11 protein-coding genes are annotated in these 11699 nt (G+C 69.2%); 6 read left to right on the top strand and 5 right to left on the bottom strand.

What is annotated here, in order from left to right; translation table 11 throughout:
* Positions 1-760, top strand: a 760-nt coding sequence (locus I71_RS03675) for a methyl-accepting chemotaxis protein (RefSeq protein ID WP_042690795.1), incomplete at its 5' end; no start/stop codon positions are given.
* A 37-nt stretch (positions 761-797) separates the two neighbouring features.
* Here the strand turns inward: I71_RS03675 and I71_RS03670 are convergent.
* From I71_RS03670 to I71_RS40460, 5 genes are all read right to left on the bottom strand, one after another.
* Complete coding sequence (locus I71_RS03670; RefSeq protein WP_244433610.1) at positions 798-2000, bottom strand: hypothetical protein; 1203 nt, start codon at positions 1998-2000, stop codon at positions 798-800.
* 193 nt (positions 2001-2193) lie between these two features.
* Positions 2194-2664, bottom strand: coding sequence for a hemerythrin domain-containing protein (locus I71_RS03665; protein WP_042690786.1), 471 nt, complete (start codon positions 2662-2664; stop codon positions 2194-2196).
* 113 nt (positions 2665-2777) lie between these two features.
* Positions 2778-3038, bottom strand: coding sequence for a hypothetical protein (locus I71_RS03660; protein ID WP_042690784.1), 261 nt, complete (start codon positions 3036-3038; stop codon positions 2778-2780).
* Between the two features lie 151 nt (positions 3039-3189).
* The gene (locus tag I71_RS03655) at positions 3190-4056 is read right to left on the bottom strand and encodes a universal stress protein (RefSeq protein WP_042690790.1); all 867 of its coding nucleotides are present in this window, start codon (positions 4054-4056) and stop codon (positions 3190-3192) included.
* A gap of 161 nt (positions 4057-4217) precedes the next feature.
* On the bottom strand, positions 4218-5798 hold the full coding sequence (locus tag I71_RS40460; protein WP_042690782.1) for an AAA family ATPase: 1581 nt from the start codon (positions 5796-5798) through the stop codon (positions 4218-4220).
* A 179-nt stretch (positions 5799-5977) separates the two neighbouring features.
* Here I71_RS40460 and I71_RS03645 point away from each other — a divergent pair, with 179 nt between their 5' ends.
* From I71_RS03645 to I71_RS38135, 5 genes are all read left to right on the top strand, one after another.
* On the top strand, positions 5978-6586 hold the full coding sequence (locus I71_RS03645; RefSeq protein ID WP_244433609.1) for a hypothetical protein: 609 nt from the start codon (positions 5978-5980) through the stop codon (positions 6584-6586).
* A 146-nt stretch (positions 6587-6732) separates the two neighbouring features.
* The gene (locus I71_RS03640) at positions 6733-7305 is read left to right on the top strand and encodes a DUF2934 domain-containing protein (RefSeq protein ID WP_042690780.1); all 573 of its coding nucleotides are present in this window, start codon (positions 6733-6735) and stop codon (positions 7303-7305) included.
* Positions 7306-7453: 148 nt separating this feature from the next.
* Positions 7454-8392: a DMT family transporter gene (locus I71_RS03635; RefSeq protein WP_042690778.1), complete on the top strand. Its 939-nt coding sequence runs from the start codon at positions 7454-7456 to the stop codon at positions 8390-8392.
* A gap of 241 nt (positions 8393-8633) precedes the next feature.
* The gene (locus I71_RS03630) at positions 8634-11342 is read left to right on the top strand and encodes a TIGR02302 family protein (RefSeq protein WP_042690775.1); all 2709 of its coding nucleotides are present in this window, start codon (positions 8634-8636) and stop codon (positions 11340-11342) included.
* 165 nt (positions 11343-11507) lie between these two features.
* A complete protein-coding gene (locus tag I71_RS38135) occupies positions 11508-11648 on the top strand; it encodes a hypothetical protein (protein ID WP_159107341.1) in 141 nt (46 codons plus the stop codon).
* The last annotated feature ends 51 nt before the right edge of the window (positions 11649-11699 follow it).

Raw genomic sequence — 11699 nt, 5'->3', positions numbered from 1 at the left:
GGAAAACACCGCCCGCAGCATGAGCGGCATCGCCCAGAAATCCATGCAGCAGGCCACCAGTTCCGCCGCGGCATCGGAACAGACCTCCTCCAACGTCCAGGCGGTCGCCGCCGCGACAGAAGAAATGAACGCCTCCATCGCCGAGATCGCCCGTCAGGTGAACCAGAGCACCGATGTGGCAGGTGCGGCGATGCGCGAGGCGGAACAGACCAACGCCGTCGTCGGCGACCTCGCCCAGACCGCCCAGCGCATCGGCGAAGTGGTGTCGCTGATCAGCGACATCGCGGCGCAGACCAACCTGCTGGCGCTCAACGCCACCATCGAGGCGGCCCGGGCCGGCGAGGCCGGCAAGGGCTTCGCCGTGGTGGCCAGCGAGGTGAAGAGCCTCGCCAGCCAGACCGCCAAGGCCACCGAGGAGATCTCCGCCCAGATCCAGGCGATGCAGACGGTGACCGGCACGGCGGTGACGGCGATCAAGGGCATCGGTGTCACCATCGCCCGCATGAACGAGATCGCCACCGCCATTTCCGGCGCCATCACCCAGCAGAACGCGACGACCGAGGAGATCAGCCGTGCCATCCAGCAGGCCTCCCACGCCACCGCCAGCGTCTCGGCCAGCCTGTCGGAGCTGACGGAGGTCGCGTCGCAGACCGGACATGCAGGCGATCAGGTGCTGTCCGCCGCCCGCGACCTGTCCCGGCAGTCGGAAGCGATGCACAACGAGGTGGAAGGCTTCCTCTCGCACATCCGCGCCGGCTGAGGCGCCGGCCAGACAGATGAAAAGGGAAGGCGGTCGCCTACGGCACCGCCTTCCCCGTGAAGGGGTTCCACCCCACCGCCGCCAGCGCCGCCCATGCGGTGGCGCCCAGATGGGGCCGGCGGTAATAGAGGAAGTCGTCGGTCTTGCTGTCCGGCCCGATGGCAAGCCCGGTGGTCAGCACCTGCGGCCGGGTGGCATAGAGATAGCCGCCGGGACTGATCTCCTTCAGCAGCTCGCCGAACAGCCGGTCGGCATCGCCGCGGCGGCCGACCACGCGATAGGCCAGCGCCGCCTGCGCCGTCCCCTCCACCCACATGCCGTCGCGGTCGTCGTTGAAATCGAAACCGCCGTCGGCGCCATGGGCACGCTCCGCATAGGACAGGGCGGCACGCCAGGTCTCCGGCGCCTTCGGCAGCAGCAGCGGCCAGAGCTGGGCATCGAGGCCGGAGGTGGAGGTGCTGACCGTCGCCCCATCCGGTGCGGTGCCGATGGGAAAATGGTCGCCGCCCGCCGTCCACATGCTGTCGAGGAAACCGCGCGCCTCGCGCTCCGGCCCGGTGAAGTCGCCCTCCGATCCGCCGCCAAGCCAACCGAACAGGGCGACCAGATCGGTGTTGTGCTCGGTTGATTTCCAGGTCAGCGGCTGCGGCGCGTCGTCGAAGCCCTGAACGCCGCCGTTGAAGCCGCCGGGGCCGCGCGGGTCACGGGTGTGCTCGACCACCCAACGCGCCAGCTCGGCCGCGCCGTCGCGGTACCGGGTCTCGCCGGTCGCATCGGCCAGCGTCAGCAGGGCCAGCCCGGCCCAGGCGACGTTGCCGGTGGCGGTGCCGACCTGATAGGGGTCCTCTCCCCAATGGTTGCCGATGGCATCCCACCAGCCATTGGGCGGAATCGGCCGCTGCTTCTGCGCGCCCGCCCGGTAGGTGTTGCGCAGCCGCCCCTTCCAGCCGGCGCGGTCGAGCGACACGGCATCGAGCAGCGCCTCGCCGATGCGCAACGCCTTGTCGCGCTGGCCGCAGGCGGTCAGTGCCATGATCGCCAGCGCGTTGTCGTAGGTGAAGGCGGCATTGGACAGCGCCGGCTCAGAGGTCGGGCCGGGCGCATAGGAATTGTCGTAGCTGCGCAGGAACAGCGGCCCGCGCCCGGACACCTCGTCGACGCGGGCCGACAGCGTGCCACAGGTCTTCTGCGCCAATTCCTTCGCCGGCGGCACGGATGCAGCCGAGGCGGGGGCGGCCATCAGGACGGAAACTCCCAGTGCGACCACTGCCAGCGCGGCACGGCCGAATCGCACCCTTCGCTGCGGGAGCATTCGTTTGACGCTGACACGCTTGGACATCGACACCGCCGGCCAGTTCAGGAAGCCCCACATATGGCTCCTCCGACAGCCGGCGGCAACCGAGCGGGAAGGCCCGGGTTCTCCCTTCTCCGTCTTACAGCGGCGCCAGCCCCGCCATGATGTGCGTCTTGCGGTCGGCATAGGCGCTGCCCAGTTCGGCGGCGCGCTCGTCGTCGAGAGCCTCCCTGGCCTCCTCGAACAGTTCCTCCTCCTCCTCGTCGAGGTGGTGGCGGACCAGTTCGCCCAGAACCTGGAGCTTTTCCTTCCAGCCGCTGTCGCTGGTCTTCATCGCGTTCAGCTCATCGAGCAGGCCGTTGATGAGGTGGTGTTCGTTCAACCCCTCGACGGTTTCCGACTTGGCGTCCTTCGCCTTCTTCAGCGAGGCGTAGAAAACGCCCTCCTCCACCTTCGAATGGGCCCACAGCTCGCGCTGAAGCTCCTCGAACACGGCGCGGCCGCTGCCGTTGGCCTTCTCGGTCTTTTCCAGAAGGCTGCGGATGGTGTCGTGGTCGGTCTTGATGCGGGCGAAGATATCGGCCTGGGTACCGGTGGTCTTGCTGGCCATGTCGGAGTCCTTGGCAGTTGTGGAGGGGTGATGAACGGTTGCCAATAGAACCCCGCCGCGGCCGGACTGTTCCCGGCCGCGCGCCCTCTAACCGGGCCTGGATCCCTGCGCCCTTACTCCTGCGGATGCGTTTCCACGAATTCCCGCAGCGTGTGCATCAGTTCCACCGCATGGCCGACCTGCCCGTGGGCGCAGGCTTCCGCGATATCGTCGGCGATGATGTGGGCGATGCGGTCGGCTCCGCCGGGGCAGTGGGCAAGGCAATGGCCCATCTCCACGGCGACCATTTCCGGAACATGTTCGTGTTCGGCAATCGCCTTGATCTCGGCTTCGGTGAGATCGCTCAGCGCGATGCAGTCCTTGATCGTCAACATGGCGCGTTCCTCCCGGGAACGGCCGGACTGCCCTGTCGGATCAGGGTCGAAAAACGGTCCTGCTGACCGGCACCCTGCAAATGCCGGCGCCGCACGGCACCCCGCCAATGAGGGCGGCGGGGAAACCGCGCGGCCGAAGACCGGCAAGAAATCAGTGAGCCATCAGAACCGGCAGCCCGGCGTGGTTCAGCACGTAGCGCGTGACACCGCCCAGGATCATTTCCCGCATCCGGCTGTGGCCATAGCCGCCCATAACCAGCAGGTCGGCGCCCAGCTCAACGGCTTTCTTGGTGACCGTCTCCCCAACGGGTTCGGATCCCGGATGCAATATAGTTAACTCAGGGTTAACCCCCTGCCAAGCGAGATATTGGGCGATGCGGCGTCCTGTCGCGCCTTCCGTCACATTGGTCTCGGCGGTCAGGACATGGGTGCGCTCCGCGCTGCGCAGGAAGGGCAGGGCCGCGGCGACGGCGCGGGTGGCCTCCATCTTGCCGTTCCAGGCGACGGCGATGGTGTGGCCGATCTCCGCCGGCATGTGTTTCGGCACCAGCAGCACCGGCCGTGCCGAGCCCAGAAGCGCCGTTTCCATGGTGGTGTAGCCCTGCGTGTCCGCCTCGATGGAGGTGTGGGCGCAGACGATCAGGTCGGACAGGCGACCCTCGGCGGGCACCACGTCCTCGATCCGGCCGGTGACCTCGCGCCAGGAGGCGGACGGCGCCTCGACCCCGCCGGGGACGTCGCGCAACTCGAACCCGGCCTCGGCGATGGCGGCGTCGAAATGGCGGCGGGCGGCGGTGCGATGGGTGTTCGACTCCGTTTCCGCCGCGCGCATGATCTCATCCACCATGGCGCCGGACATGCCTTCGCCCAGCATCGGCACGGCATCGCGCGGGTCGAGGCAGACGAACAGGGCGACGAGGTGGGCGTCGAAGTCCCGCGCCACCGCAATCGCACCCTTCAGGGCCACCAGGTCGTTGTCACTGCCGCACAGCGGCACAAGGATGGTTTTGTAGGTCATGGACTCCTCCCGGACCGGATAGAGCGGCCCTTCCCGGACGGCGGCGGTCCGTCCACCGCTGAGGCGGACGATCCTCACCTTCCCGTCATTCGCCTCCTGGTTGCCGCGGTCCGCAGCCCGGGGCGGAGGCTGCGGCCCTTAAGATGTTGTCTCACCTGGAATTAGGCCAAGCTTGCACGGGCGTCGTCCAGCACATCCGACGCAACCCTGCCAGAATCCAGGCGCGTCCAGCCGATGGTCCCCAAATCATAGGATTCCTGCCGTTCCACCACATCGGCGGTGGCATCGGAGGCATCGCTGCGACGATTGGTCACACGGGCTACCCGCTCCACCAGCGGCGCCTCCATCCAGATGCCGTCGAACCGCAGCCCGGCTTCCGCCGCGACCGCCTCGATCCGGCGGCGCTCGTCCGGCCGGGCGCTGACCGCATCGATCACCACGGCATGCCCGGCGGCCAGCACCGCCGCCGCGCGCCGGTACAGTTCGGCATAGACCCGCTCCGTCACCGCCGGGGCATAGCCGCCGGCCGGCAAGCGGTCGGTATCGGCGACTCCGCACAGCCGCTTGCGCAGCACATCGCTGCGCAGCACCACCGCGCCGGGCGCCGGTCCCAGATCGGGCGCGATCCCATGGGCGAGCCGGGTCTTGCCGCTGCCCGACAGCCCGCCGACCGCGACCAGCCGCGCCGGGGCCGGATCCAGCGCGGCAAGCGCATGGCCCAGATAGCGCCGCGCCTCGTCCGCCAGCACCGCCGTCTTTTCCCCACGGCGCCCCCCAAGCCGAAGCGCCGCCGCCGACACCTTGGCCCGCACCGCCGCCCGCAGGGACAGGAACAGCGGCAGCGCCGCCAGCCCGCCGTAATCCTCCGTCTCTTCCAGATAGCGGTTCAGCACCGCGTTGCCCAACGGCCGCAAGCCGCGGTGATCCAAATCCATCAGCAGGAAGGCGAGGTCGTAGAAGACGTCGGTCACCGCCAACGCCTCGTCGAACTCGATGGCGTCGAACAGGGCCGGTTCGCCGTCCAGCAGGACGATGTTGCGCAGATGCAGGTCGCCATGGCCGTGACGGACGAAGCCCGCCCGCCGCCGTTCCTCCAGCAGCGGTGCCAGACGGTCGAGCGCCGCCCCCGTGCGCTCCGCCAGCCGCGCAACCTTTTCGGCGGGGAACAGGTCGGCCGCGGCGTGCAGATCCACGAAATTGCCGTCCGCCACCGCCCGCATCGCCTCCACCCCGCCCTCTTCCGGCCGGGGAGCGGCCTCGCGGTGGAACGCGGCGATACGCTCCGCCAGGCGGCGCATCAGGGCGGGGGTCAGGGCCTGCCGCTCCGCCATGCGGTCGAACAGCGCCTCGTCCGGGAAGCGCGCCATCGACACCAGCCAGTCGATGACATCCCTGGATGCATCGGAGGATGCGGGCCCGGATGCGTTCCCTGCCCCCTCGTCCAACCGCAGCCGGCCATCGTCCCCGCGGCGGATGGCGACGACGCCACGGTAGAGCGCCGGCGCGGTGCGGCGGTTGATCGCCAGTTCCGCGACGCAGGCGGCACGGCGCTTCTCCACCGTCGAATAGTCGAGATAGGGATAGCGCACCGCGCGCTTCAGCTTCAGCGCCCGATCGCCCGCCAGGAACACCAGGGCGGCATGGGTGTCGATGCGCTCCACCGCCTGTCCGCCATGGCTGCGCGGATCGCCGAGGAAGGCGATCGCCTCCTCTTGCAGTCCAAGGGCGGGATGCGCGGTCATGAGCGTAGAATAGCAGAGGAGGAACCCATCCCGCTCCTGCTTTCATGGTTGAAACGCGGATGGCAATGACGACATCCTAGGGGTAGTGCCGATACACCATGGGTCGGTCGCCACGCCCCTTCGTTATGGTGGCCGGACCGCATGGTCCGACCCGACATGTCATGGGGAGGAGGGTGCCCGTGAACCGCCTGTTCCGCCTCCAGAGGATCTGCCTGCCGGCCGTCCTTGCCGCCTGCCTGCTCGGGGTCGTCCTGGCCGGCGGTGGAACCGCACGGGCGGACTCGATCGACGCCGACGGCCGCTTCGGCAACTGGGCGCTGGGCGGTCTCGCCTACAACCTGCAGCCACCGGCGGAAAGCAGCCTCACCGTCCTGAACAGCAAGGTGCGGATCGGATCGTCGCTGGTCCCGCAGATCGAACCCTATGTCAGCATCCAGCCCTGGATCGGCCCCGGCAGCAGCGGCAGCCTGACGCCGCGCGGTGCGGCGACCGGCCTCACTCGGGGCCTGGGCGGGGGCCTCAGCGGCGGCGTGCTGGTCGATGTGCCGCTCGGCTCCTTCGTCTTCACCCCCAGCGTCGGCGCCGGCACGCTGCCGACCGCCCGGCGCGAAGGGGCGCCGACCACCGAGTTCCGCTCGCAGCTGGAGTTGGGATACGAGTTCGACAACAAGTCGCGCTTCAGCCTGGGCTACAGCCGCATCGTCAACGACGCCGGGGCGGGCGATCCGGCGGCCGGCACCAACAACGTCTTCGGCTTTTACTACCGCTTGCCTTTCGGCGGCCCGTGACCGCACATGACCGCCTGCACGAGGTCAGGACATCGTGTCGCGGCGTCTGGCGGTGGGAAAACGCGCGCACCGGTAGCGCCTTAACCGCATCTTAAACATGGTTGGCTCAAGTGGACCCGGACCGAACGCTCCCTGGGGAACCCACGATGGCCACCAAGCGCAAGACCGCCTCCTCCGCCGCTCCCGCCACCGCTCCCGCCGCCACCGCTCCCGCCGCTGCCGCGACGGCGCCGGTGTTCGAGGCGCCGGTGGAAAGCTGGGCCGACACCATCCTGCGCACCAACTTCGCATCGGTGGAGCAGGACAGCATCGTTCTGCTGCAGGCGGCCAGCGCCCTTCTGGAGTCGGACTCGCCGGACAAGGTGTCGATCACGCTGGACCAGAATCTGAAGCTGTGGATCGCCATCAAGACGGTCCTGCTGAACAGCGATTGCCCGGTGGAGCCGGAGGTGAAGGCCAACCTGCGCAATCTGGCGCAGTATGTCGTCTCCACCACCATGCTGGCGACCCAGGGCGCCATCGAGACGAGCAAGCTGGTCTCGCTCGCCCGCCTGAACATGAACATCGCCGAGGGCCTGCTGAGCGGCCAGCGCAACCGCATGATCCAGGAACGCGCCTATCAGATCTGGGAAGAGGAAGGCCGCCCCGACGGCCGCGAGCAGGAACACTGGCTGCGCGCCGAGGCGGAGGTTTCCGGCCTGTTCAAGGTCCAGGCCTGACCGGCCGCGGCCGACCGACCACGGCTGAATAGCCACCGAAGCGGGCCACTGAAGCGGGTTTTCGCAACACCGCCATACCGCCCCGGCATGACCGCCCGTGTCGCGACACCGTGACGCGGGCGGCAACGCTTGGTAGGCTCGGCGCACCGTGACAGTCCCGCCGCACTCCCCTCCCAGCCCACACACGCGAATCGACAACACCCCGCGCGGCATCGCCTCGATGCTGACGTCGGTGCTGTTCTTTTCGCTGATGAACGTCCTGGCGAAGCTCCTGATGGACCGCTTCCCGGTGACCGAGGTCATGTTCTTCCGCAGCCTGTTCGCGCTGATCCCGGTCTGCCTGGCGATCCATCTCGGCACCGGCTTCGCGACGGCGCTGCGCACCCGCTATCCCTGGGGCCATATGGGACGGTCGCTGATCGGGCTGACCACCATGGTCGCCATGTTCTGGTCCTTCCATCTGCTGCCGCTGGGCGACGCCATCGCGCTGAATTTCGCCGCCCCGCTGTTCCTCACCGCCCTGTCGGTGCCGCTGCTGAGCGAGAAGGTCGGCATCCACCGCTGGAGCGCCGTTCTGGTCGGCTTCGCCGGCGTGCTGATCATCGTCCGGCCCAGCGGAGACGTGCTGAATCTGGGGGCCATGATCGCGCTGTTTGGCGCATTGACCAACGCGCTGGCGATGATCGCCATCCGCCAGCTGAGCCGGACGGAACGGCCGGACACCATCGTCTTCTATTTCACGCTGCTGACCACCCTGCTGCTCGGCCTGTCGCTGCCCTTCTCCTGGGTCTCGCCGGGTCCGATGGACTGGCTTCTGCTGCTGGCAACCGGGCTGTTCGGCGGCTGCGGCCAGCTGATGCTGACCCGCGCCTATTCGCTGGCACCGGCGGCGGTGGTGGCGCCGCTGAACTACACCTCCCTGCTGCTGGCGGTCATCTTCGGCTGGTTCATGTGGGGGGAGGTGCCGACCGGAACGATGGCGGCCGGCGCCGCCGTGGTGATGGCGAGCGGCCTTTACATCCTGCACCGGGAGACCCGGCGCCGCACCACCGTGACCAAGCCGCTGCCGGCCGGCGACGGCGACTGACCCCGCGGCCCTCTCTCCGAATGCCGGCGGTCCAAACCGTCGGCCCGCCCGCAATTTCGGCCGGTCGCCGCGCGTCATAGTTTCGCCATCCCGCAATGATGGGCTGTATCATCGACATCAGGTGAACGAACCGGCGGGCAAAAGCCGCGGGCGGCGCCTATATGATTGGTTCGCGCCAGCATCACCGGTCCGTGGCAGGCCAACCGCCGGACCGGATGCCTCAGGGCGCGAAGGGGGCGGCATGAAGCAGAACGAGCGACGCGGCGATGCCGAGCGGGACGGCATTGACCGGAATCGGAACGCAGGCCCGGCGGACAACGTGCCGGAACCCCGGTTCCGCCTCGCCCAGGCGCGCGCGGCGCTGTTGTGGGAGCGGTTGGGGCCGGCGCTGTGGGCGCCGCTGTCGGTGCTGGGCGCCTTCCTGGCGCTGGCGCTGCTGAACCTGCCGGTCCTGCTGCCGGGCTGGTTGCATGGGCTGGTCCTGCTGGGGCTGGCCGCCGCCTTCCTGCTGTCGCTCGCCGTCGGACTCCGGCGCTTCCGCGCCCCGGCGGAGGATGAAGCCCGCCGCCGGCTGGAGCGGGACAGCGGTCTCTCCCACCGTCCGCTGCACACCCTGCGCGACCGCCCCGCCGGCAACGACCCCACTGCCCAGGCGCTGTGGCGCCTGCACCAGGAGCGCACGCGCGCTGCCATGCGCGGTCTGCGCGTTTCCTGGCCGGGGACCGAGGTGCCGTCGCACGACCGCTACGCCCTGCGTGCGCTGGTGATCCTGACCCTGGTGGTCGCCGGGGCCGCCTCCTGGGGCGACTGGCGCCCGCGGATCGCCGCCGCACTGACCCCGCAGTTCACCGGCGGCACCGCCACCGCCGCGGCGACGCTCGACCTCTGGATCAACCCGCCCGACTACACCGGCCTGCCGCCGGTCTTCCTGAAATCCGGGTCCACCGCCAAACCGGCCCCCCAGCAGGCGGCCCTGCAAACCGCAGCCGGCCATCCCCCCGGCGATCACACTGCCGACCAGCCGGTCCACATCCCGCAGGGCAGCCTCGTGCTGGCCCGCGTCACCGGCGGCAGCGGCACCCCCAGCCTGGAAGCCGGCGACCAGAGCGGCCCGTTCGAGGCGGTCGACTCCACCAACTTCCAGGTGCAGAAGCCGGTGACCGGCGGCACCCGCATCGCCGTCACCCAGGGCGCGCGGACGCTGGGTTCCTGGCCGATCCAGGTGGTGCCCGACCGTGCGCCGATCATTGCCCACGCCACCCCGCCCGCCGCCGGGGAACGCGGCGCGCTGAAGCTGGACTATGCCGCCCGCGACGATTACGGCCTGACCGAGGTGAAGGCGCAAATCCGCCTCGCCCCCGACGGTCCGCCGCCCGCTCCGGGTGCGGCCCCCGGTAAGGCGAACACCGAAACGCCCCCGAAGGAGACCCCGAAGGCCGATGCCGGGCAGGTGTTGGAGTTCCCGCTGTCGCTGCCCGGCGTCCGCCCGAAGGACGCGCACGGCACCGCCTTCCAGGATCTGACCGCCCACCCCTGGGCCGGCCTGCCGGTGACGGTGCGGCTGACCGCCACCGACGGGGCCGGCCAGACCGGCCGCTCGGAGGACGCGGCGATCATCCTGCCGGAACGCAGCTTCAACCACCCCGTCGCCCGCGCCATCGTCAACCAGCGCAAGATCCTGACCCGCAATCCGCAGCAGTCCCGCGTCCAGGTCGCCCGCGCGCTGGCGGAAATCTCGGCGCGGCCCGACAGCTACGGCAACGACATCGTCGCCTTCCTGTCCCTGCGCACCGCCATGGCCCGGCTGATGCTGGACCAGAGCGCCGAGGCGGTCCCCGCCCTTCAGCAGCTTCTGTGGGAAACCGCGCTGCGCATCGAGGACGGCGGCCTGTCGCTGGCCGAAAAGGATCTGCGCGACGCCGAAAAGCGCCTGTCGGACGCCCTGGACAAGAACGCCTCCGACGAGGAGCTGAACCGCCTGATGGACGAGTTGCAGGCGGCGCTCGACAAGTTCATGGACGCCATGGAGCAGCGCATGATGGAGGCCCTGCAACGCGGCGAGCAGATCCCGATGGTCCCGCCGGAGATGGCCGACCGGATGACCGACCGTGGCGACCTCCAGCAGATGCTCGACCGCATGCGCGAGATGGCGCAGACGGGGGCGCGCGACGCCGCCCGGCAGATGCTGTCGCAGCTTCAGCAGATGATGGAGAACATGCGCTCCGGTGCGATGGCACAGATGAACCAGCAGAACGGCCAGCAGCAACAGCAGAATCAAGCCTGGGAGATGATGCAGCAGTTGCAGAAGCTGGCGCAGCAGCAGCAGCAGCTCCTCGACCAGAGCTTCCGCCAGTCGCAGGAGTCGATGGACCAACAGGGCGACCAGCCGCGCGGCCGCCAGCCCAACCAGCGCCGGAGCCAGCAGGGCCAGCAGCAGCAGAACACGGGAAGCCCGACCCTGCAGAAGCAGGCCGAACAGCAGGAGGCACTGCGGCGCCAGCTGGGCGAGCTGATGCGCCGCATGGGCGAACAGCAGGGCGGCGAGATTCCGCAGCCGCTGGGGCGCGCCGAGCGCGCGATGCGCGACGCCGCCCAGGCCTTGCAGCAGGGCGCCCCGGGCGCCGCCGTGCCGTCGCAGACCGAGGCCATGGAGCAGCTGCAGCAGGGCATGCAGGGCATGGCCGAACAGATGGCCCAGCAGATGATGGGCCAGGGTCCGGCAATGATGGGGCAGCAGGGCCGGATGCCGCGTCCGGGCCAGGGCCGCGACCCGCTGGGCCGCCGCCCGACCGGCTATGGCATGCAGGATTCCAACGACGTGAAGATTCCGGAGCAGTCGGACCTCCAGCGCGCCCGCGAGATCCTGGACGAACTCCGTCGCCGCTCCGGCCAGTATGGCCGGCCGCAGGAGGAGCGCAACTATATCGACCGGCTGCTGAAGCAGTTCTAAGCTGTTGCCGGTCTCGCCGCACGGTCTCAACCATGACGGGCCTGAAAATGCCCCATTCTCCTTCCACTCTGCGGTGTCGCAACGGCAGGGGAGGGTTGGTTGAGAAGATTACCGGTCGCGCTCTGCGCCTTATCGCTGGTGGCGGCTTTATCCGGCTGATCGTCCGTGGAACGGCGGGCACAGAGCTTCGGCAACGGCGCCGGCAGTGAACAGGGCAATTACGCCGCGCAGGTCGATGGCGAAATGCGCGACGAGTCCGGCAAGGGCTGCGTCATCGTGAATTGGGATCGTCCTCTCACCATGTAACGCGTCGTCCGCTTGCGGTCGGCAAGCTGTGAATCGAAGCAGCTCCCTCTG

The organism is Azospirillum sp. B506, from assembly GCF_000333595.1.
Lineage (GTDB): Bacteria > Pseudomonadota > Alphaproteobacteria > Azospirillales > Azospirillaceae > Azospirillum.
This window is presented reverse-complemented; position numbering and strand designations above follow the sequence as displayed.